Below are 20,261 nucleotides of genomic sequence, written 5' to 3' on the forward strand. Positions count from 1 at the left end.
AGGGACTTTCCTTGCATTTGTCCAAACTTCATAGACAACGAGGCCTGTTCTACGAACAAACTGAGATACTATTGCATACCTGTGTATGTGGGTGGTCAGGTGGGAAATGGGTTTTACAACAGAAGGTTCTTGAGTGAAATTGCAAACAACCTTACAGCTCAGATAAAGAGAAGGGGTTCCATCCTTGGCATACTTGCCATAGATATAGACTTCTTTAAACAGGTGAACGACTCTTACGGACACGATGTGGGGGACGAGGTATTAAAAGAAGTGGCAAAAACAATAAAAGCGTCGACACAGCCTTAGCGAAGAAGACAGTTTCCATCGGCGTTTCTGAGTATCCTAATGCATAAAGTTTGCAGATATAGCCCTATACAAGGCAAAGGAAGAAGGTAGAAACAGGGTAGTTAGGTTTAGACTTGATATGTGGCAGATGAATAGCTACTGAGGTTCATAAGCATTCCCACTCCTAGTATGGACGCAGTCTCGGACTTAAGGACATAGGGATATAGCCTTAGGGGAAGAAAGCCTAAGCTTTTTAAAAACTCTGATTCTTTAACTGTTAATCCTCCTTCTGGACCTACCAACAGTTGGATGGTTTTTACTCCATCCAGCTTTATGTCCTTTATTCCTCTTTCTTTTTCAAAGCTGTCTAAAAATAGATTTAGATCTGCTTGTGCTTTTATGTCCTTCAGATTTATAGGCTCACCTATCTGTAAGGGTTTAGGTCTCTTGCATTGCTTGAAAGAAGCCAGGGCTATCCTCTCCCACCGCTCAATCTTCTTTTTTATCACCTTTATATCCTGGAAGCTTCTGCTTGAGATGACTGGTACCAATTTGAAGGCTCCCACTTCGCTGACCTTTTCCACTATTAGGTCCATGTTTTTTAATTCCACTGGCACGCACTGATATAGGTCTATCATGGGTAAAGGAAAAGAAAGGTCAAGCTCTTTTTCTATCAAACAGGAAGCGTAACTTTTGGTGAGCTTTTCAAGGATACAAAGGTAGAGCCTCCCTTCTATAAAAACTTCTACCTTTTGTCCTGATTTTACCCTTTTTGCGTAGATATGATTTAACTCCTCTTCTTCAATAACTATGGTATTGTAAAGTTTTTTACTTCCGAGGAATCTATCCAAAGTTGATGGGAGGCTTAGCCTCCCCAAAAAGGTTTTACTTTACCCCTTCTCTCAGATCCTTGGCAGGTTTAAAGACGACTACTTTCCTGGCAGGAATTTCAATTACCGCACCAGTCCTGGGGTTCCTACCCTTTCTGGATGCCCTCTGACGCACACCAAAAATACCAAAGCCGGGTATGGCCACCCTTTCACCTTTTTTAAGGGCACTAGCAACCGCAGAAACTGCAGCTTTTAGGGCCGCATCTGCTTGCTTTTTGGTAATGCCTGCACCTTTGGCTATCGCAGAAACAAGTTCTGCCTTTGTCATGACTGTCCCTCCTTTAAAGTTTTGATTATCTTATATAATATACAAAATAGTGTTGAAAAGAGCAAGTATTAAGCGGGCGTGGCTCAGTGGTAGAGCGTCTGCTTCCCAAGCAGAAGGTCGCGGGTTCGATTCCCGTCGCCCGCTTTGGGAATAACTTAATATCTATGCTCTATCCATCTTATCTCAACTTAACAGAGAGTGAATGGAAGGATAGGATAGATCGCGCTCTTTCTTTCCTTGAGAGCTGCAGAGTTTGTCCTCATGAATGTAAGATAAACAGGCTTAAAGACGAGAAGGGTTTTTGCCACACCGGAAGGTATGCAATAGTTGATTCTTACTTTCCACACAGGGGAGAGGAAAAACCTATAAGAGGCTACAGAGGCTCAGGCACTGTTTTCTTTTCTTACTGCAACATGAAATGTGTTTATTGTCAAAACTACCAAATAAGCCAGTTGGGAGAAGGTAAAGAGGTAAAACCTGAGGAACTTGCCCAGATGTTTTTGGACCTTCAGAGGATGGGGTGTCACAACTTGAACTTGGTCACACCATCCCACGCGGTTCCACAAATACTTGAAGCTCTTTATATTGCGGTTAAGAAAGGTTTTAGACTCCCAATAGTCTATAACACCTCTTCTTTTGACAGCTTAGAGTCTTTAAAACTTATGGATGGCATAGTGGATATCTACCTTGCGGACTTAAAGTATGCAAACAGTCAAATTGGTAAAAAGTATTCAAAGGTTAAAAACTACTGGGAAGTGGCAACAGAAGCTATAAAGGAAATGCACAGGCAAGTGGGAGACTTAGTTTTGGACAGCAATGGATTGGCAGTTAGGGGAGTTATCATCAGACATCTGGTCCTTCCCAACGGACTTGCGGGCACGGAAAAGGTGGCGGAGTTTCTAAGGTCCTTGTCCCAAAGGATGGCTGTAAATGTGATGGACCAGTATTATCCTTCTTACAAAGCGTGGGACTATCCGGAGCTGAGCAGGAGGATAACATACAAAGAATACCTTCAGGCTCTTTCTTTTGTGGAAGGCTTGAATTTGGTTTTGGAGTAAAGAAGGTAGATTATAGGAAAACTTCCGATCAGTGCCCAAAGGCCAGAGCTAAGAAAGGTTTTTTCAAAACTATCAGAAAGAGCATAGAGTGTTTGGATTGATTGAAGAGCATAAAGAGCCTTCTCGTAAGGCATGTTTGCCCACTCTTGCATGAGCAATAGTAAACCTTCTGCAGTAGCAGGGTTTTGAAGCTCTACCATCCTTTCGTAGCTTTCAGCGGTGTATTTTTGTAAATCGTTGGTAGCCAAAGCGGTTCCAAAGGAGCCACCCACAAACCTGATGTAGTGCATAAGGCTAACCCCAAGGGTGGTCTTTGTCCCCAGGTTTTTCAGTGCTAAGTTTGTGATGGGAGCAAAGAAAAAGCCCATGCCAAGACCAAGTATGGTCAAAAGCCATGCTGCGGTCCAAGAAGGAGTGTAGTAGTTAAAATCCTTCAAAAATATGAAGATAAAAGATATATAGACCACGCTTGCTATAAGCAAAGGAGCAGTATCTGACTTTTTGTCACTTATAAACCCTGCTATAGGGGAGAAAAAGCCAACAGCCAAGGCTAATGGAAGCATGTGAAGGCCTGCCTGAAAGGTAGTTAAACCTTTGAGTTTTTCAAAGTATAAGGGAAGAAGATAAAAAACCTGATACATAGAAAAGCCAAGCACAAAGCAATATACCCACAGAGCTACTACGAACTCCTTAATCCTGAAGATGGAGTAATCCAACAGTTTTTGCTTTGAGAAGATCTCAGAGTAGGCAAAAAGCAAAAAACTCCCTACGGACAGAAAGGTAAGGTATCCTATCGTTTCTGAGGCAAACCATCCCATCTGCTGGCCTTTAGAAAGGACGATGAGTAAAGACACTGTGCCCAGGGATAAGAAAAAGAAGGACAGAAAGTTTAGACGGAATGTATGGGAGGGTTTATACTCTGGCAGGAAAAAGAGAGCTCCTAAGAAGTTCAGTATACCTATGGGAATGTTTATGTAGAAGATCCATCTCCAGTCTATGTGCTCCGCGATCCAGCCACCAAGGGTAGGACCAAGTGCGGGCGCAAAGCTCACACCAAGCCCGTATATGCCCATAGCCAAACCTCTCTTTTCCGGAGCATAGGCAGAAAAAAGCATAGTCTCTGCGCTTACAACTATCAAAGACTCTCCAAAGCCCTGAAAGATTCTAGCAGCGATCATCCACTCTAAGTTTTGTGCGTTGCCCGCAAAGAGAGAAGAGACGGTAAATAGAAAAATGCCCGCTATAAACACCCTCTTTAATCCTATTTTTGTTTCCAACCACTCCACCAGCATTATGGCAGTAGCGGCGGCGGTCATGTAGGCGGTTATAACCCACTGCACACCATACAGGTCTGTAGAAAGGGGTGCGATCATTTTGGGAACTACTATATCCACGATGGTCGTATCCAAGATAGCCATAAAAACTCCGACCATCAAAGAAATAGTTAGAAAAACTCTCTGACTGGTGTTAAGCGTCTGATAAAAAGCCTTTCCTTCCATCACTCCCTCTTTATCTCCACCCTACCACCCATACCAACTCTCAGAAGCCTCTTGTCCTTTAGCTCTATCTTTATGGGTATCCTTTGAACTACCTTGGTAAATTCTCCTGCGGATACGTCCCTTGGAGCCAAGGCAAAGGTGGCGGCAGATACAGGGCTGATCTCTTGCACCCTTCCTTCAAGAACCACATCAGGATAAGCATCCAACCTAACATAGGCTTTGTTGCCCTTTTTAATCCCCCTTAGCTTCGTTTCCTCCAAAAGTACCTCTACATAAAGGGTATCTGTATTTATTAAACTAAAGGCAGGCTGACCTGCTCTTATCACATCGCCTACGTTTATAAATCTCTTGGCTATGTATCCACTAAAGGGGGCTTTAAGCGTAGTTTTCTCCAGATCCCTCAGTGCGCTTTCTTTTTGCTTTTCCAAGGCAGCTATCTCTTCTTCCAAAACCCTAAGCTGGTTTTCTAGCTCTTTTACCTTAGAAAGGGAAGCCCTGGCCATACTAACTCCAACTAAGGATTTCTCGTAGGCCAATCTTAGTTCCTCTACACTCTTCTGGAGAGCTTTCTTTCTTTCAAGCAGTGCCAAATAGTTGGTTTCTACCTCCTCGTACTTTCTTTTAGGTATAAGTCCCTTGTCCAGCAAATCCTTTAACCTTTCCCTGTCTTTTCTGAGAAGCTCAATCTGAACCTCCAACTCACCCATCTGAGCCCTAAGGTATTCCTCTTTCTTTAATGTTTCCTCGGAAGTTAAAGTAGCACTTTCTAAGCTTAGCCTCACTTCCTTTGAAACTCTGTCTAACTGAATACGCAGGGCTTCCCTCTGAGCCCTTAGGGAGTTTATCTTACTTTCTATCATTTCCAGCTGAAGCTTGTAGTCTTCCGGTTCTATCCTTGCCAAAACCTCCCCTTTCTCTACCCAATCCCCCATGTCTTTATAGACCTCAATCACCTTACCAGCTACCTGGAAGGAAAGGGTCGGCATTTCTTGCGCTTTTACAAAAACTGCATCACTAACAGCGTATTCTATTCGGTGTTTTATCCACTTTATGGCGTATATCAAAAAGGCTGCCGTTATCAAACCGATAAGCGTTAAACCCATGTACTTTTTCATCCTACTTCCTTGCACCGGAAACAAACATAAGGGTGTAGTAAGATCTAATCAGTTGGTAATAAGAAATTATCCTATCAACTCTTGCCTTTGTAAGGCTAGCTTCCGCTTCCAAAAGCTCCCTTTGGCTTATGAGCTGGTTCAAATACTGTTCCCTTGAAAGTTCAAAGAACTTCTCCGCAAAAGTTAAAGCCTCTTCGGAAACTTTTAAGTTGTCCTTTGAGATCAGCAGATCCTCGTAGGCCCTTTTGACATCCAACTTCACCTTTTGCAGGAGATCCTGGTAATCGTTGTAGGCTTTTAGCTCCAAATAGCTTGCGGATAATTCCTGATAGTAAGGTTTTATTCCTTGAAAGCTCAGGTTCAAGCCAGCGGAGACGCTAAAAATACCCTTTGGTCTTAGGGCAGGGTTCTGATCTGTGTAAGTGTAAGAGGTTTCCAAAAATATCTTTGGGAAAAACTCGCTTTTTGCCAGTTTTCTCTGAGCTTTGAAGATTTTTAACCTTTCCCTCTGAGCTTCCAAAATATTTCTCCTTTCTACAAACCGCATGTAGTGTTCTAAAGGCTTTATGTCTAAATCTACCTCAGGCTCTTGGAGTTCTCTTAGTTCTTCTTCCGGTATTCCAGAGAGGCGGGAGAGGTTAGACAGAGCTAAGTTATAATTTCCTTCGGCCTTTCTTAAATCTCTTTCTACCTCCGCCAGCCTAACCTTTGTCTGAAGAAGATCAGTTATAGCCACCAACCCTTTTTGATAAAAGGCCTCTGCAGTGCTTAACTGAAGCTCCACTGCTTCCTTTTGCTTTTTTATAACCTCCACAATAGCTTTTGCAGACAGTACGTCAAGGTAGGCGGATATCACTTCAAGCTCCAGAGCTTTGAGCTTTTCCTCATACAAAAAGTTCTTTATCCTTAGTTCTGAAGTTGAACTTTCCACCAGGCTGGCCCTTGCCCCTCCGTCAAAGAGCAAATATCTTAATCCTCCTTGAAATAGGCTGTAGCTCTGTTTTGAGCTTTCAAAGGACAAACCTGCAAACACCGGCATGTCTAAGCTCTGCTTTTGAGAATTGTAAGTAATTTTGTAATTCACAAAAAACTCAGGAAGGTAGGATTGTCTTTGTGATTTCAAAGAAGCTCGTGCAGACAGAATTTCTTGCCTTAGCGCCTCAATCTCTGGGTTTTTCTCTATAGCCCTCTGTAATACATATTCTAAGGTTTGCCCCCAAGAAGCAGCAAGCAGGATGAGACAAAAAGACAAAAGCCTAATCATTTTTTAACCTTTTCTCATCTTACTAGCCTTTCCAAGAGAGCCATTGCAGAGTTATGTCTGTAAAGCAGAAGATAATAGTTTGCGAGCAAGTTGTTGTAATTTGCTCTGGATTCAAGCACCTCTAACTGACTTGCTATCCCTAACCTGTACCTTTCCGTAGAAAGCCTTAGGCTCTCCCGGGCAGCTTCCAAAGAAGCTTTAACCGCTTCTATCTGAGATGCCAAGGAATTTATGGAAATGAGAGCTTTCTTTAAGGTAGATTTTAGGTCGTATTCTGTCTGCAGGTAATCTTCTTTCTGCTTTAGAAGCTCAAGCTCAGCCAAGGCTACCTCCGCTTTTCTTAAGGATCCATCATACAACCTGTAGTTTAAGCTTATACCAAAGGAATACCCATTTAACCACTCTGAATTACCTCCCACACCTTTCTTGCCTGTGAAGGTTTGATAAGAAGCAAAACCACTTAGAGTGGGGTAATACTGAGCCTTTTTTAGTTCCACGTCCTTTTGAGCTAACTCTAAAGCCTTCCTTAAAGCTCTTAGGGTGGAGTTGTTTTCTAAAAGATATTGGAAAAGTTTTTCTTCATTCAGCTCTAATTGCCTTAGCTCTAAGGCGCCCTTTGGATCGGATATTTCCTGCAGTTGCAAAAGAGCCTTTAGCTCTTCCAATGCCTGCAGGTATTCACCCCTTACCTGCTCTAACTGAGCCTTTGCCTGTTGAAGTTGGGAAGTAGCCCTTAGAAGTTCCACTTTTGGCACCACTCCTGCGTTAAACTTAGCCTCTACAGTTTTGTAGTTGGCCTGCCAGTATTCAAGATTTTCTTCATACAAGCCAATAAGCTGTTTTCTGTATAGCAAGGCATAAAACAAGTCTTTAACTTGATATTCTATTATCCTTTCCACATCTTCTCTAAGAAGGGTTTGAAGCTCCTTTTGGATGTTAGCTAACTTTATAAGCTCAAAAACTGATTTGTCAAAGATCGTTTGATTTACCTGAAAAGTGGCTACGTGCCTGTTGTTGGGTGTTAAACCTAAGGCTAAGTCTTGACCCAGATAGGTATAAGTGTATGAAAAACTAACCTGGGGCAAGATGCCAGCCTTAGCTTTTTTTATTTGCTCCTCAGCTTTCCTCATCTCAATCTCCGAAAGCTTTATTCGATTTGCTTGTTTTTTTGCTATCTCTACAGCTTCTTCTAAAGTAATTGCGAGAGAAAGGTTAAAGCAGAAGAGAATTAGAACTAAAAAATTCATTGTATTATCTCCACCTTAACGTCCTCTTTGAGTATAGACGCATTTTCAAGGGCTATCCTATCGCCCCTCTGAAGATCTCCCATTATGTATGCTATTCCTCCTTCTTGTTTTAGCACCTGCACATCCACGGGAACAACCTTGTTATCCTTTTCTATTTTCCAAACTATCCTCTTTGTTCCCCTGAAGACTAAAGCCCTTTCTGGCACCGCAAAGGCAGACGTTTTTTCTGTCGGAAGTCTAACCACCGCAAACATTCCTGGCTTTAGGAGGTTTTCTCTGTTTTCCAGCTTTGCCTTCAGGGTAATTAACCTATTTGAATCCGCCACTGGAGAGATAAAAATTATAGGACCTTTGAAAACACCAACACCTTCCACTTCTACATCAACCAAAGTCCCAGGTTTTGCAAAAGAAACAAGCTCCTGAGGTATTTGAAAAACTACCCTGATAGGGGTTAAAGTAACAAGTCTAAAAGTTTGAGTTTGGGTAGTCACGTAATCACCTACGCTTACAAACCTTTGGGCTATGTATCCGGAGAAAGGCGCCCTCAAGGTTGTTTTCGAAAGCTGAAGTTTTACGTTTGCTATCTGAGCATTTATTGAATTTATTAACTCTTCTTGAACTCTTAGTTGGGTCAAAGCGTTTTCGTATTCTTCCTTAGCTATAAGATCCCTTTCAAAGAGGGCTTTCCTTCTTTCCACCAATGCCTTTTGGTTTTCATAACTCACTCTTGCTTGGGCCAGTTGGGCTTGGAGTTGTCTTAGTGTATTCTCGTATTCAGAGGAGTCTATACTTAAAAGGGGCTGTCCTTTTTTGACAAAGCTTCCTTCTTCAACGTAGAGCTCTACCACCCTACCAGCCACATCTGGTTTTAAAAGCACATCATTAAAAGCCTCAAGGACTCCTTTCGTTTGGTAATGCAACCATACCTCTTGATCTGACAGGGTGTATGTAGTTATAACCGTGGGTTTTTGGAAGTTGCCTCTAGGCTCTTGCTTGTTATCGTTTTTAGCACAAGAAAGTATGAATACAATGCTAAACAAAAGAACCCACATGTATGAAGGATTATACCATGCCAAATACTCAACCTATAAGCTCTAAAATCTGATAGGGATGGGTTATTGTATAATCGGGTTCAATCTCTGATGGTTTGTATCCCCAAGTTACATAAGCTGTTTTCATACCGGCTCTTATACCTGCCTCAATATCAGTTTTTGAATCCCCTACCATAAGGGCTTTTGCAGGTTCTACTTTTAATCTTTTTGCTATCTCCAAAAGCGGCATGGGAGAAGGTTTCTTTTCTGGCAGAACATCTGCTCCTATCACTTCGTGGAAAAGGTCCAACATGCCCAGCTTCTCAAGCACGCTCAGAGTTATATCGTGAGGCTTGTTGGTAGCCACTGCAAGAAAAATACCCTTTTCTCTAAGTTCTTGAAGTGTTTCCATTATGCCTTCGTAAGTCCTAGTGTATATAACTGGCTCTGTCCTGTAGTAAGACAGAAATAGTTCCAAAGCCTGTTCTAACTCTTCAGGTTTGAAAAAATTCATCAAAAGACTTCTGGCACCGTTTCCTATGCTTTTTCTTATCTCTTCTAAGGACACTCCCTTACCTCTCAGCTTTAGTAAGACTTTATTAACGTGTATAGCTATGTCTTGTGCAGAATCCACCAATGTACCATCAAGGTCAAAGATAACAAGTTCTATCGATCTCATGTTGCACAGCTTTCACATTCTTCTATATCAGTTAAACTTTTGCTTCTACAATAATAAACCGTTTTTAGTCCAAGTTCCCAAGCAAGCTCATAAAGTCTTGAAAGAGTTGGACCATCTATGTTTTCTGGATCTACAAACAAGTTTAGACTTTGAGCTTGGTCTATCCACTTTTGTCTTTCTGCGGCTGCCTTTATAGACCACTCTTGATTTATGTTGTAGGCAGATTTATAGTGCCAAAAGTATTTGTCTATCTCTGGTGGCACTTGTGGTAGTATGCCAGACATATTTTCTTCTTTGTAAAACTTGGCAAAGATTGGATCAATTGAAGGAGTTGCCCCAATAATAAGCGATGTAGAACCTGTAGGCATTAGTGCAAGTAAGTAAGCATTTCTAATTCCATAATTTTTAACTTCTTCTGCCAGTCCTATCCAATCTAAGTTATTCTCGTTTTCCTGCGAAAGTTTTTGATTTTCCTCTGGCGTTCTTCCAAAGAATATACCTTTGCTCCAATCTGAACCTTCAAATAGCGGATATTTACCTCTTTCTTTTGCAAGCTCATTAGAACCTTTTATGGCATAGTAGGCTATTCTTTCAAAAAGTGCATTGGCAAATTTCAAGTGTTCATCACTTTCCCAAGCAATACCGTTTTTTACAAGACAGTAGTGATAGTTGCTTACTCCTATCCCTATAGCTCTGTAGCGTTTATTAGTGTATTCTGCTTCTTTTATCGCATAAAAGTTTATCTCTATCACATTATCAAGCATTCGCACTAAAACTGGCACCACCTTTTCTAAATCTTCTTTCTTCCAAACTTTGCCAAGATTTATAGAACCAAGATTACACACTACCACATCTCCAGACTTTTTTGTGTGAATTATAGTTCCGTCTTCTGAAAGTGTTTCTGATATATGTTTTGTAATACTTTGATTTTGCACTATTTCGTGACATAGGTTTGAAGAATAAACCATCCCGCAGTGTTTATTTGGATTTAGTTTGTTTGCAGTATCTCTAAAGAATATGTAAGGCTCTCCTGTTTCAAAAACTACCGTCAAAAGTCTTTTCCAAAGTTCAAAGGCGGGAATAGTTTTCTTTGCATAATCGGGCAATTCTTTTTCAAGTTTTAAGTAAAGCTCTTCAAACTCTTCTCCGTAAAAATCTTCAAGATTTTTGCCATCTTTGACATTTTTACAATAGTATGGGTCAAAAAGTGTCCAGTTTTCACGGTTTTTTAACCTCTTCATAAATAGGTCTGGTATGGCAATTGCTGGATGTATATCGTGGGCTTTCTTTCTCTCATCTCCTACGTTAGTTTTTACTTCCAAAAAGTCCAATACATCTTTGTGCCATATATCAAGGGTAATAGATGCACTGCCTTTTCTCATACCAAGTTGGTCTACATAAACCATTACATCATTAAGAATTCTCACTATTGGAATAACTCCAGAACTTGCTCCTTTAAATTTTCTTATTGGCGCTCCGGTTGCCCTTATTTTGCCAAGATATATACCAAGACCACCAGCAAACTTTGATATTTGACTTGCTTTTTGGATGTTATCAAAGATATCATAAAGGTCGTCATCCACTGTTAAAACAAAGCAAGAGCTAAGTTGAGTATGTGGTCTTCTTGCATTCATTAAAGTAGGCGTTGCAAGAGATATTTCGTGTTTAGACATCAAATCGTAAAATTGTTTCGCATACTTTAATCTTTCCTCTTTCTTTTCAGGAATAGCAAGCGTCATCGCAATAAGCATATACATTTCTTGAGGCAATTCTATAACTCTTCCTTCTTCATCTCTAACCAAATACCTATCAAAAAGAACTTTTATACCTGTGTAATTGAAAAGTAAGTCTCTGTCTGGTTTTATGTATTTTGCGAACTCATCTATTTCTTCTTTTGAGTAGTTACTAAGCAGATACTCACCATATATACCTTTTTCTGTATAGGTTTTTATTAATTCATAAAAGCTTTCTGGATTGTATGGTTTGTATTTTCCGTTTATTTTGTCTTTTACTTTGTAGTTTCTTAAATGTCCCACATCTTTGTATAGGTCATACAAGAGTAGTCTTGCTGCAACATAAGTCCAATCGGGATTTTCTGGCGATACTTTTTCAGCGGCAGTTCTTATTAAAAGCTGTTGAATTTCTTTTGTTGTTATACCGTCTCTAAACTGAATTTGTGCGTCAAGCTCAAGCTCTATCGGATCTACTCTTAAATTTTTACAAGCAAAGTCTATCACTACACGAATTTTTGATATATCAAGTTTTTCAGCTAAGCCAGATCGTTTGATAACTTTCATGGACGACCTCCTCAATATTTATTTTTCTCTAAGTCGTGTTTTATAAGTTTAATTTTGTGATTCCTTTGAGAATATATTTCCAAAGAGGCTAATCACAGAGGTAGCAAAGCTTACATTATACGTCTAGGTTTTTCCGTGACTTTTATAGTATACTTAAAAATATGCCTATGTTTCCAGCTTTTATAAAAGAAAAGACAGTAATCGTAGTGGGGGGAGGAGGCTTGGTTGTTGGCGTATCTACCTCTGGTAAAGTTTTACCTAAGGACATTGACAAACTTCTAGAAGAAGCACACGATTTTCTGAAGGAGAAAATGAAAGATGGTATATAAGGTAAGCCTGAGGACATGGGAAGTAGAAGACATAGAATCTGTTGAGTATGAGGAGTCTGAACAGTTCGCTGGCTTGGCTGAAGAAGAACGTCCTTATAAAGGTTGTTTGCCGGAAGGAGAATTTACCATAGCCTTTGTGGATGGAGTTAGGCGTATAGACTGCATAGCTTATGTGTGGGACGATATAAATAAGACCTCTTATGAAGGTGTCTTTGCCACTCTTGGAGCTGGAGCAATCCTTCTAAAGCCGAATAGTTTAAACCTTTTGGAAAATGCCTTTTGTGGGCAAAAAATCAAAAAGATTTTTGCAATAAACGGTCCCGTAGAAAGGGATATGTTTAAAGACGTAGATTATCAAGTAGAAACTATTACAGACACTGAATTATCTTTGGGTCTTCTGGGGTTGCTTAGGGAAGAAGAAGCAAAGGTAGCAAAAAGTTTATGGATTAAGAAAAAGCCAAACTTAATAGTTTGCGACGGCACGGTGAGATACAGAATAAAGGGCGCTAACTGTGTGGGCGTTATAAAGACTATAAAAAGACTCTTTATAAGCAAAGATTATGCTTATTTGCTCCAAGAGCTAAAGAAAGGAGAAAGAACGCCCATTATAAAAGTCCATCATCAAGAAAAAATTGAGCAAAAGCAAGAGTGGGAAAAATACACGTGGTATGTAAAACTCAGTGACAGCGAAGGTATGGGTAGTTTGGTAAGGGTAGAGATGTTTAAAGAGGAGGACTTTGAAAAGGTCAAGCGTATAGCAGATTGGACTGCGGGACTACTTCCCCTATTTGCAAGCAGCCCCTTTCAAGATTTTAGATCTCCTCAGAACCTTTTGCCCATAAAAGTCCTGGAAAATACGCTAAGAAAACACCTTGGTTCGCCAAACATGGCAAGAAGGAAACTGCAAGAACTTTTTCTAAATGCTTGAGATAATAATCCCTATACTTAGCGCAAGTCTTTTAAAGCGCTTTGGCGTATTCAAAGAAGGGCACGAAAGGATACTTATAGACTATGTTCTTTTCTTTTCTCTACCCATACTGTCCTTCAAGGCTGGGTATGATATACACACAAGCACTGAGATTCTCAAGGTTTCTTCCATTGCTTGGACTTCTATACTGGTTTGTATGCTCTTTGCCTTTACCATCACAAAGCTCTTAAAACTAAACGATAAAGATGCAAGAACTTTCCTTTTGGTGTCTTCCTTTGGAAATACCGCCTTCCTTGGCTATCCTTACGCTTATACCTACTTTGGGCAGGAGGGGTTGCAGGTTGCCATAATCTACGACAACATCGGCTCCTTCCTGTTAGTATCCAGCTTGGGCATTATAATTGCCAGCGGGAAGCCTAACTTGAAAGAGATTTTGCTATTTCCACCCTTTTTAGGATTGGTCTTAGGTCTTTTAACAAAGAGTTTTTACATACCTTTTACCTTAGTAAAAGCTTTGGATTTTGTAGCTCTATCTACCCTACCCGTAATACTCTTTGCCTTAGGTTTAAGCATTGACTTAACTGGAATAAGGAAAAACCTTAAACTCTCCCTCTTAGCAGTGCTTGTAAAAGTTTTTATCGCCTTTTTTGTTTCACTTATTGCGGCAAAGCTTTTTAACTTGCCAGAGATTGCCATGAAGGTCTCTGTATTGGAATCCGCCATGCCTCCTATGATGTTTTCCGCGGTATTGGCAATAAGGTATAACCTAAATCCAAACCTTGCCTTCTCTGCCGTTAGTTTAGGAATGGTTCTTAGCTTTGCGTATGTGCCTTTCTTAGTAAGAGTTGTAGAACGCTTGTTTTAGTATTGCGGGGGCGGGATTTGAACCCGCGACCTTCGGGTTATGAGCCCGACGAGCTACCAGGCTGCTCCACCCCGCGTTTAATTAAATATTATAACTCAATCAAGTCAAGGGACACCTCAGAAAGCGCTTCACCCACTCCTCTCACAACCACAACCATATTTTCAAGCCTTACTCCAAACTTTCCCGGTAGGTATATACCAGGCTCTATGGTAAAGACCATACCTTCTTCTATAGGTACGGAAGCATCTTTGCCCTTGTAATAAACCCTTGGAAATTCGTGTATCTCTATGCCAACACCGTGTCCAGTGCTGTGAACAAAATACTTACCGTATCCCTTTCTCTTTATGTAATCCCTTGCAGCTTTATCCACTTCACCTATTGGCGTCCCTACCTTAACCTTCTCTAAGGCATAAAAATGGGCGTCTTTGACTATTTGATACACCTTCTTAAATTCGCCGTCCGCTTTGCCTATAAAGATTGTCCTTGTAAAGTCTGTGCAGTAGTTTTTATAAAGGATGCCCATATCTATCAGTAGTGGTCCTCTTTCTTCTATCCTTCTTTGGGATGTTTCCCAATGAGGCACTGCCGAACCTTCTTTGAAAGCTACGATGGCAGGAAAACTTTCTCCAAAAGCACCCAAGCTCATAGCTTTGCTTACTATAAAAGCTCTTAGCTCCAGCTCGCTCATACCTGGTTTTATGTAATTCAAAAGCTCTGTGTATATCTTGTCCGCTTTCTTCACCCCTTCCCTCATTATGTTTATTTCCTCTTCCCTTTTGACCGCTCTGAGTTTACTCATAAAGTTAGAAGAGCCTACCCACTTTATTCCCTTGGACTTGAGAGATTCTCTGAAAAAACAGCTTACTTTGTCTTTCTCAAAGCCCACCACTTTTAGCCCATTTCTTTTTATAACCTGCTTTACAGTTTTTAACGGCTTTGACTTTAAGAGCACGATCTCCCAACCTTCCTTAAGCTCCTGCTTTGCCCTTTCGTAGTACCTTGCGTCTGTGAATAGGTAGAAATTCTCATGGCTCGCAAGCACATAAGCGTTTGAAGACCTAAAACCAGAAAGATAGAGCACGTTAGGTTGGGAGTTAAAGAGAAAAGCATCCAGGTTGTGCTCCACAAGGAGCCCTTTTATCCTTTCTCTAACATCCTTCTGTATTTGCATACCGTCCTCCTCGCAATGTTTATTCCTCTTTCTTTTAATAGCTCGCAGATCTTAGAATCGCTTAGATTCTCCTTTTCAGCCAAAACCTCTTTTATGGCGCGCAGTATTTGCTCTTTACTGTAGCCGTCCTTTGTCCTCCTTTGGAAGAAAAACCTTAAAGGGTATATGCCAACTGGAGTTTTAACATACTTGTTGGAAATAGCTCTGCTAACCGTTGAAATGCTTACGTTTAGCTCCTGAGCTAGCTCTCCAAGGCTCAGAGCCTTCAAAGGTCCCTTTCCGAGCAAAAACTCCTCTTGTCTTTCAACCAAAAGCTTGGCAGACCTGAAAAGGACCTTCTTTCTCATCTGAAGGATGCCCTTTATCCTAAGGGCTATACTCCTCTTTTCTTTTTCCTCCTCCGTGCCTGGCGTTCTTTCGTCTACGGAAAACTCCACAAAATCATCCGCTAAAAAGATAAGCCAATTGCCTTGGTCCCTTTCTATGATGATGTCTAAACTTCCACCCTTGTATATTACTTCGCCATAATCAAAGGGAGTAAGCCTTAGGCTGTTTAACAGCTTGTTTATCTCCTCGTCTTTTTCTCCAATGCTGAAGTATTGAACGATCCTTTCTACAAGCTCTGGTTTTTCAGGATACATCTCCTTTACTTGGACCAAGAAAAATTCTTTATAATCCCTTGAGGCAACACCTACAGGTTCTATCTCCGTCATTATAAACTCCCTAAGGTCCTCCACCACTTCTGGATGAATGTTAAAACTTTTGGCAATATCCTCTTCTTTACCTACAAAGAAGCCTCTGTGGTCAAGGTTTTCAAGAATGGCCCGAGCTATTTCAAACTCAAACTCATCCAGCTCTACCTTGAGCTGGTTTAGGATACTTTCCCAGAGTTGCTGTTTTGCTGAGGGCTCTGCCAAAGGTTGTTTTTCATAGAAAAAACTCCTAAGTCCTTTCCTGTGGAAGTGAACTACATAGCTGTTTTCTTTCTCTTCCTTCTCTAACTCTTCAAGAAGTGCGCCAATGTCCTTGCTTAAAAGCTTTAGCTGAGGTCCAAGCAATACTGCCAAGTTAGTCTTTGTCTTAAGAACGTGTTTGAGTTGCATATATTAAAATCTATTTACCAATGCCTAACTCTTTAAAGAGTAATGATTTTAGTCCTTCTGGGTCTAAGTTCCTATGGAGTTTACCCCCAACAGCCACCGAAATCTCTCCGGTCTCCTCAGAAACTATTATAGCTACTGCGTCCGATTCTTCAGAGATGCCCAAGCCAGCCCTATGTCTTGTCCCATACCTTCTTGGTATATCTTTGGACTTAGAAAGAGGGAGAACGCAAGAGGCGTAAGCTATGCGGTTTCCCCTTATGATCACAGCTCCATCATGCAGTGGAGCCAAAGGGTCAAACAGTGTTATAAGAAGTTCCACAGAGACGACAGCATCAAGGCTGACACACCCTTCCAAGATAGGCTCCAGATCCTGTCTTCTTTCTATTACTATCAAAGCCCCTATTTGCCTCTCTGACATAAAGGAGCAAGCCCGAACTATTCTTTCAACTACTCTTTCTTCCAAGGAAGTTGAAGGAGACAACTTTGTGGCCTGTCCAAGCCTGCTGAGAGCTTTTCTAATCTCCGGCTGAAAGATCACAACCAAAGAAAACAATCCAACAGTCCAAAACTTTTCAAAGATGGTGGAAACTGCTTTCAAGTCTAAAAAGAGCGCCACAACCCAAACTAAAGCAATCAGCATCAATCCCTTGAGTATTTGTATTGCCTTGGTTATCCTAAGAAAGTAAAGGACTGCATAAACGATCGCAGAAACTCCAAGTATGTCCAGTATGTCTTTGTAGGAAAGGAATTCAAAAATCTCCATAAGTTCTAACCGTATCCAGTAGGGCTAGGAATTCTCTGGTTTGGGCCACGTCATGCACTCTTACTATGTGCGCTCCTTTCACAACTGCAAGGGCAAGGGCTCCCAAGCTTCCGTATAGCCTTTCCTTTGGCTCTGTCTTCTTTTTCAAAAGCCCCTCCAAAACCAAACCTATGAAGGACTTCCTTGAGACCCCTATCATAAGCGGTGTCCCAAAGATCCTGTATTCGTTAAACCTTTTGATTATCTCCACGTTGTGCTCTGGTAGTTTCCCAAAGCCTATGCCTGGGTCTATGATAAAGGTTCCTTTGTAGCCTTTGGCTTTTAAACTCTCTATCCTTTCCCAAAGCCACTGAACAGACTCATGAACTACATCTTCATAGACTATGGGTATTCTCTTCCAATCCTCAGGCCTTCCCTTTATGTGGTTTATGACGTAAGGACAGTTGTATTTAGATACCACATCATACATCCTTTCATCAAAAGTTCCACCGCTTATGTCGTTTATCATGTCCGCCCCTTCTTCTAAGCACACTTTGGCTACGCTTGCTTTGTAGGTGTCTATGGATATCCAAACCTTTGGTAGTTCTTTTCTTACTTCCCTCAAAACGGGCAAAATTCTTCTTAGCTCTTCCTCTTCATCTATTCTTTCCGATCCGGGCCTTGTGGATTCTCCCCCTATATCTATTATGTCTGCTCCCTCCTCCACCATCTGCACCGCCCTTTTTACTGCGGTGTTTTTATCGTAATACAGCCCACCGTCGGAAAAAGAGTCCGGTGTAACATTTAGCACACCCATGATAGCAGTCTTTATGCCTAAGGGCAGGATCTTGAAGTTATACTGAAGCTTAAAGGACTTTTTTCTGTATCTTATGAGCGCCTCCAAAATTTGAAAGGAGATATCCTTGTAGTATGCGGAAAGACAACCACAAAACTGTCTTATCTGTGCCTCTGTCCCAGAAAGGGCAAACTTTTTCTCGTTAAAAAAGGCATGGACTCCCGCCTGCCGAGCGCATTCAAAGACCTTTGAAGGATCCAGGTCTTTTTCCAAATAGATAACCCTATGAATACCTTCAAAACTTCTCTGCTCGGCCTCTTTAAAAAAAACACCAACCCTTTCTTTCAAAAACCTATAAAAATTGTCTTTATCGTCAAACTCTTTGATAAAAAGCATCAGGTCACTTCTTCTTTTACCATCAGTCTTTTTATATCCAACACAAAAGCACTTGCTACAAATATAGAAGATAGCGTTCCCACCACCACACCCACCACAAAGGCAAACATCACCTTAGAAAGTGCAGGTCCTCCTATGGCAAAAAGCACTGCTGAAACAACAAAGGTGGTTACAGAGGTCATTATTGTCCTTGAAAGGGTTTGATTTATAGACAGGTCAATGACCTCTTTTAGCTTTAAACCTTTCCTGATCCTCAGATTTTCCCTAATTCTGTCAAAAACAACCACCGTATCGGTTACCGAATACCCGGCAACTATCAGCACAGAAGCTATAACATCCAAACTAACCTCAAGTTGAGTTAGAGAGTAGGCTCCTACTACGATAACAACGTCATGGGCTAAAGCAAGAATGGCACCTAAACCCCAAATTGGTTCAAACCTATAGGCAAGATAAACAAGAATCCCAAGAAGGGCTGTTATTATGGCCCACAGAGCTTTGCTTCTTAACTCTTTACTTATGATCTCTCCTATGCTTTCTACTCTAAGCACTTGGTTTTCTCCAAAGCCCTTGAGGGAAGAAATAGCCTTATCCCTCGGCTCATCAAGCCTTAGCCTTATTATAACTGTGCCCTGGGTAGTATCTTGAACCTGAAAAGCTTTAATACCAACTTCCTCCAATCTCTTCCTTATCTCTCCCAAGCTAACCTGTTTTTCAAACTTTACCTCAACAAGGGTTCCCCCAGTAAAATCCAAACCTAAGTTTAGGCCTTTCCAAAAGATCAAAAAAACAGACAACAGCACAAGTGTTAAGGAAACCGCATAGGCATAATTTTTGTATTTCATGAACTCTATCATTAAGAAATTAGTTTAACATTAATAACCGCTATGCCCAATCTTGTCTTCTTCGTTGGCCATCACAACAGCGGGAAGACTACGCTAATAGAGAAGGTGTCCAAAAAACTAAAGGAAATGGGATACAAGGTAGCATACGTAAAACATGACCCTAAGGGTCACGCACTTACAGACAAAGAAGGTAGCGACACTCACAGACTATTTAGCATTCTACCCAAGGTGGCTATTCTGTCTCAAAACAAACTAACAGTTTATGAAAGGACAGAAGAGGATATAGAGGATATAGCAAAAAGGCTTTTTCCAGATTTTGACTTCGTGCTTTTGGAAGGTTGGAAGTCAAAGAAGGGTTTTAAAAGGATAAGCCTAAGCCAAGAGCTGGAGGGATTCCCTGCTTACGAAAAAAGCTTTGAAGAAATTATGCACTACATTTTCTCTGAAGAAGAACCTTAAACCTCTCTCCCATGCTTATAAGCATTGTTTTTATCCTTGAAAGTCTCTCTATGTTTCCTGGCTCCTGTCTTTCAGTTAAATTTTTTAGTTCCCTTTTGAAAACTTCAGAAAGAAGAAGAAAGTCTCTCTGATTTTTAAAGAAGATCACATCAAGGCCAAAGTCTTTTCCGTACTCCATCAAAGCCCTGAAATTTACACTTGCGGTTATGTCAAAAACCTCTTCTGAATACAAGTTCTTTACGATCCTGTGTCCTTTGTATCCCATCACAGTGCCCCCAAAAGGCTGTTGAAGATATCCATAATCTACAGTAAGTATGTAGCCCTCTTTTAAGTTCTTTGAAAGCTTCTGTAAAAATTCCACACAGTCCAAACAGACCTCGTATACTACGCTAGAATCCTTTAGATTTAACCTATTTATGTATTCCTTGACTCTTTCATCCTCTACAGGTAACCATACCTCCTTGCCATCCTCCAAGTATAGTTCTTTACCATCCTTTATTAACCTTACTGGAAAACAGTCAAAGAATTCGTTAGACAACACCAAGCCAGAAAAAGACGGCAGTTCATCCACCCAATCTACCTTATCCTCAAAAACCTTTAAAGTTTGCCTTTGCCTTTCCCTAAGCTTTGGACTAAAGTCGTATATGAAATACCTCACCCTTTCAAAAAAACTTGGATGGTTAGTCTTTAAAAAACTCAGTATGTCGTAGGCAAGGGTTCCCCTGCCCGCCCCAAGCTCAAGTATGGCGGGATTTCTGTAGTCCCCAATAAGCTTAAGAATCCATTCTCCGATAGCATACCCGAATATACTGTCAAGCTCGGGAGAGGTGAAAAAGTCTTGTCCTATATCTTCGCACTCTGTATAATACCTAATGGATTTTTCTTTCATAAACTGATAGAAGCTCTTTCTCATAAGCTTAACTTATAACGGCATAAAAAACTTCTAATAAAACACAAATTCCACAGGATTAATATAATAGTTAAAAACTTTAAGGAG

At 40.8% G+C, this 20,261-nt stretch carries 21 protein-coding genes and 2 tRNA genes; 7 read left to right on the forward strand and 16 right to left on the reverse strand.

From position 1 onward, the window contains the following. The coding region (locus V7P40_RS00550) for a GGDEF domain-containing protein (protein WP_333784019.1) at positions 1-306 on the forward strand (306 nt) is incomplete at its 5' end. 107 nt (positions 307-413) lie between these two features. Here V7P40_RS00550 and V7P40_RS00555 read toward each other — a convergent pair. Next, on the reverse strand, positions 414-1,136 hold the full coding sequence (locus V7P40_RS00555) for a 16S rRNA (uracil(1498)-N(3))-methyltransferase (protein WP_333784020.1): 723 nt from the start codon (positions 1,134-1,136) through the stop codon (positions 414-416). 34 nt (positions 1,137-1,170) lie between these two features. Next, entirely contained in the window at positions 1,171-1,443 is a 273-nt protein-coding gene (locus tag V7P40_RS00560) for an HU family DNA-binding protein (protein ID WP_333784021.1), read from the reverse strand. Between the two features lie 72 nt (positions 1,444-1,515). Between V7P40_RS00560 and V7P40_RS00565 the strand changes: the two genes are divergently transcribed. Both V7P40_RS00565 and V7P40_RS00570 read left to right on the forward strand, forming a co-directional pair. Next, a tRNA-Gly gene (locus V7P40_RS00565) sits at positions 1,516-1,587 on the forward strand. A 20-nt stretch (positions 1,588-1,607) separates the two neighbouring features. Continuing rightward, on the forward strand, positions 1,608-2,501 hold the full coding sequence (locus V7P40_RS00570; protein WP_333784022.1) for a radical SAM protein: 894 nt from the start codon (positions 1,608-1,610) through the stop codon (positions 2,499-2,501). On the opposite strand, the gene V7P40_RS00575 is transcribed toward V7P40_RS00570, so the two are convergent. Genes V7P40_RS00575 through V7P40_RS00605 form a run of 7 tightly spaced genes read right to left on the reverse strand, consistent with a single transcriptional unit; the run spans position 2,456 to position 11,633 of the window. Beyond that, positions 2,456-4,000: a DHA2 family efflux MFS transporter permease subunit gene (locus V7P40_RS00575; protein ID WP_333784023.1), complete on the reverse strand. Its 1,545-nt coding sequence runs from the start codon at positions 3,998-4,000 to the stop codon at positions 2,456-2,458. The two genes, V7P40_RS00570 and V7P40_RS00575, sit on opposite strands and share 46 nt — an antisense overlap. After that, positions 4,000-5,103, reverse strand: coding sequence for an HlyD family secretion protein (locus tag V7P40_RS00580; RefSeq protein WP_333784024.1), 1,104 nt, complete (start codon positions 5,101-5,103; stop codon positions 4,000-4,002). Before V7P40_RS00580 ends, V7P40_RS00575 begins: the two co-directional genes overlap by 1 nt. A 13-nt stretch (positions 5,104-5,116) precedes the next feature. After that, positions 5,117-6,379 (reverse strand): TolC family protein, encoded by a 1,263-nt coding sequence (locus V7P40_RS00585; protein ID WP_333784025.1) that lies wholly within the window; start codon positions 6,377-6,379, stop codon positions 5,117-5,119. 14 nt (positions 6,380-6,393) lie between these two features. Then, entirely contained in the window at positions 6,394-7,626 is a 1,233-nt protein-coding gene (locus V7P40_RS00590) for a TolC family protein (RefSeq protein ID WP_333784026.1), read from the reverse strand. After that, positions 7,623-8,678 carry an efflux RND transporter periplasmic adaptor subunit gene (locus V7P40_RS00595; RefSeq protein ID WP_333784027.1) on the reverse strand — a complete coding sequence of 352 codons (1,056 nt, stop codon included), beginning with the start codon at positions 8,676-8,678 and terminating at the stop codon, positions 7,623-7,625. The genes V7P40_RS00590 and V7P40_RS00595 overlap by 4 nt, the downstream gene beginning before the upstream one ends. 28 nt (positions 8,679-8,706) lie before the next feature. Beyond that, a complete protein-coding gene (locus V7P40_RS00600) occupies positions 8,707-9,336 on the reverse strand; it encodes an HAD-IIIA family hydrolase (RefSeq protein ID WP_333784028.1) in 630 nt (209 codons plus the stop codon). Then, positions 9,333-11,633: a ribonucleoside-diphosphate reductase subunit alpha gene (locus V7P40_RS00605; protein ID WP_333784029.1), complete on the reverse strand. Its 2,301-nt coding sequence runs from the start codon at positions 11,631-11,633 to the stop codon at positions 9,333-9,335. The genes V7P40_RS00600 and V7P40_RS00605 overlap by 4 nt, the downstream gene beginning before the upstream one ends. 167 nt (positions 11,634-11,800) lie before the next feature. Here V7P40_RS00605 and V7P40_RS00610 point away from each other — a divergent pair, with 167 nt between their 5' ends. The 3 genes from V7P40_RS00610 to V7P40_RS00620 are packed head-to-tail and all read left to right on the forward strand — an operon-like array spanning position 11,801 to position 13,755. Then, complete coding sequence (locus V7P40_RS00610) at positions 11,801-11,962, forward strand: hypothetical protein (RefSeq protein WP_333784030.1); 162 nt, start codon at positions 11,801-11,803, stop codon at positions 11,960-11,962. Then, complete coding sequence (locus V7P40_RS00615; protein ID WP_333784031.1) at positions 11,952-12,890, forward strand: DNA double-strand break repair nuclease NurA; 939 nt, start codon at positions 11,952-11,954, stop codon at positions 12,888-12,890. The genes V7P40_RS00610 and V7P40_RS00615 overlap by 11 nt, the downstream gene beginning before the upstream one ends. Continuing rightward, entirely contained in the window at positions 12,883-13,755 is an 873-nt protein-coding gene (locus tag V7P40_RS00620) for an AEC family transporter (RefSeq protein WP_333784032.1), read from the forward strand. Before V7P40_RS00615 ends, V7P40_RS00620 begins: the two co-directional genes overlap by 8 nt. A 2-nt stretch (positions 13,756-13,757) precedes the next feature. Here the strand turns inward: V7P40_RS00620 and V7P40_RS00625 are convergent. The 6 genes from V7P40_RS00625 to secF form a co-directional block, all read right to left on the reverse strand. After that, positions 13,758-13,831: transfer RNA gene (locus tag V7P40_RS00625), tRNA-Met, on the reverse strand. A 12-nt stretch (positions 13,832-13,843) separates the two neighbouring features. Next, complete coding sequence (locus tag V7P40_RS00630; RefSeq protein WP_333784033.1) at positions 13,844-14,926, reverse strand: Xaa-Pro peptidase family protein; 1,083 nt, start codon at positions 14,924-14,926, stop codon at positions 13,844-13,846. Beyond that, the gene (locus V7P40_RS00635; protein ID WP_333784034.1) at positions 14,893-16,029 is read right to left on the reverse strand and encodes an RNA polymerase subunit sigma-54; all 1,137 of its coding nucleotides are present in this window, start codon (positions 16,027-16,029) and stop codon (positions 14,893-14,895) included. The genes V7P40_RS00630 and V7P40_RS00635 overlap by 34 nt, the downstream gene beginning before the upstream one ends. Positions 16,030-16,039: 10 nt before the next feature. Continuing rightward, positions 16,040-16,792 (reverse strand): diadenylate cyclase CdaA, encoded by a 753-nt coding sequence (cdaA, locus tag V7P40_RS00640; protein WP_333784035.1) that lies wholly within the window; start codon positions 16,790-16,792, stop codon positions 16,040-16,042. After that, the gene (gene folP, locus V7P40_RS00645) at positions 16,779-17,963 is read right to left on the reverse strand and encodes a dihydropteroate synthase (protein ID WP_333784036.1); all 1,185 of its coding nucleotides are present in this window, start codon (positions 17,961-17,963) and stop codon (positions 16,779-16,781) included. Before folP ends, cdaA begins: the two co-directional genes overlap by 14 nt. Further along, on the reverse strand, positions 17,963-18,805 hold the full coding sequence (gene secF, locus V7P40_RS00650; protein WP_333784037.1) for a protein translocase subunit SecF: 843 nt from the start codon (positions 18,803-18,805) through the stop codon (positions 17,963-17,965). The genes folP and secF overlap by 1 nt, the downstream gene beginning before the upstream one ends. A 42-nt stretch (positions 18,806-18,847) precedes the next feature. Between secF and mobB the strand changes: the two genes are divergently transcribed. After that, a complete protein-coding gene (gene mobB, locus V7P40_RS00655; protein WP_333784038.1) occupies positions 18,848-19,264 on the forward strand; it encodes a molybdopterin-guanine dinucleotide biosynthesis protein B in 417 nt (138 codons plus the stop codon). Here mobB and V7P40_RS00660 read toward each other — a convergent pair. After that, the gene (locus tag V7P40_RS00660; RefSeq protein WP_333784039.1) at positions 19,230-20,177 is read right to left on the reverse strand and encodes an SAM-dependent methyltransferase; all 948 of its coding nucleotides are present in this window, start codon (positions 20,175-20,177) and stop codon (positions 19,230-19,232) included. The two genes, mobB and V7P40_RS00660, sit on opposite strands and share 35 nt — an antisense overlap. Between the last annotated feature and the right edge of the window lie 84 nt (positions 20,178-20,261).

The organism is Thermocrinis sp., from assembly GCF_036781485.1.
GTDB lineage: Bacteria > Aquificota > Aquificia > Aquificales > Aquificaceae > Thermocrinis.

What these genes read in the sequence shown, in the direction of transcription:
- V7P40_RS00560 (WP_333784021.1), bottom strand. Translation starts at nt 1,443, where the DNA reads ATGACAAAGGCAGAACTTGTTTCTGCGATAGCCAAAGGTGCAGGCATT.
- V7P40_RS00570 (WP_333784022.1), top strand. Translation starts at nt 1,608, where the DNA reads ATGCTCTATCCATCTTATCTCAACTTAACAGAGAGTGAATGGAAGGAT.
- V7P40_RS00575 (WP_333784023.1), bottom strand. Translation starts at nt 4,000, where the DNA reads ATGGAAGGAAAGGCTTTTTATCAGACGCTTAACACCAGTCAGAGAGTT.
- V7P40_RS00580 (WP_333784024.1), bottom strand. Translation starts at nt 5,103, where the DNA reads ATGGGTTTAACGCTTATCGGTTTGATAACGGCAGCCTTTTTGATATAC.
- V7P40_RS00585 (WP_333784025.1), bottom strand. Translation starts at nt 6,379, where the DNA reads ATGATTAGGCTTTTGTCTTTTTGTCTCATCCTGCTTGCTGCTTCTTGG.
- V7P40_RS00590 (WP_333784026.1), bottom strand. Translation starts at nt 7,626, where the DNA reads ATGAATTTTTTAGTTCTAATTCTCTTCTGCTTTAACCTTTCTCTCGCA.
- V7P40_RS00595 (WP_333784027.1), bottom strand. Translation starts at nt 8,678, where the DNA reads ATGTGGGTTCTTTTGTTTAGCATTGTATTCATACTTTCTTGTGCTAAA.
- V7P40_RS00600 (WP_333784028.1), bottom strand. Translation starts at nt 9,336, where the DNA reads ATGAGATCGATAGAACTTGTTATCTTTGACCTTGATGGTACATTGGTG.
- V7P40_RS00605 (WP_333784029.1), bottom strand. Translation starts at nt 11,633, where the DNA reads ATGAAAGTTATCAAACGATCTGGCTTAGCTGAAAAACTTGATATATCA.
- V7P40_RS00610 (WP_333784030.1), top strand. Translation starts at nt 11,801, where the DNA reads ATGTTTCCAGCTTTTATAAAAGAAAAGACAGTAATCGTAGTGGGGGGA.
- V7P40_RS00615 (WP_333784031.1), top strand. Translation starts at nt 11,952, where the DNA reads ATGGTATATAAGGTAAGCCTGAGGACATGGGAAGTAGAAGACATAGAA.
- V7P40_RS00620 (WP_333784032.1), top strand. Translation starts at nt 12,883, where the DNA reads ATGCTTGAGATAATAATCCCTATACTTAGCGCAAGTCTTTTAAAGCGC.
- V7P40_RS00630 (WP_333784033.1), bottom strand. Translation starts at nt 14,926, where the DNA reads ATGCAAATACAGAAGGATGTTAGAGAAAGGATAAAAGGGCTCCTTGTG.
- V7P40_RS00635 (WP_333784034.1), bottom strand. Translation starts at nt 16,029, where the DNA reads ATGCAACTCAAACACGTTCTTAAGACAAAGACTAACTTGGCAGTATTG.
- cdaA (WP_333784035.1), bottom strand. Translation starts at nt 16,792, where the DNA reads ATGGAGATTTTTGAATTCCTTTCCTACAAAGACATACTGGACATACTT.
- folP (WP_333784036.1), bottom strand. Translation starts at nt 17,963, where the DNA reads ATGCTTTTTATCAAAGAGTTTGACGATAAAGACAATTTTTATAGGTTT.
- secF (WP_333784037.1), bottom strand. Translation starts at nt 18,805, where the DNA reads ATGAAATACAAAAATTATGCCTATGCGGTTTCCTTAACACTTGTGCTG.
- mobB (WP_333784038.1), top strand. Translation starts at nt 18,848, where the DNA reads ATGCCCAATCTTGTCTTCTTCGTTGGCCATCACAACAGCGGGAAGACT.
- V7P40_RS00660 (WP_333784039.1), bottom strand. Translation starts at nt 20,177, where the DNA reads ATGAGAAAGAGCTTCTATCAGTTTATGAAAGAAAAATCCATTAGGTAT.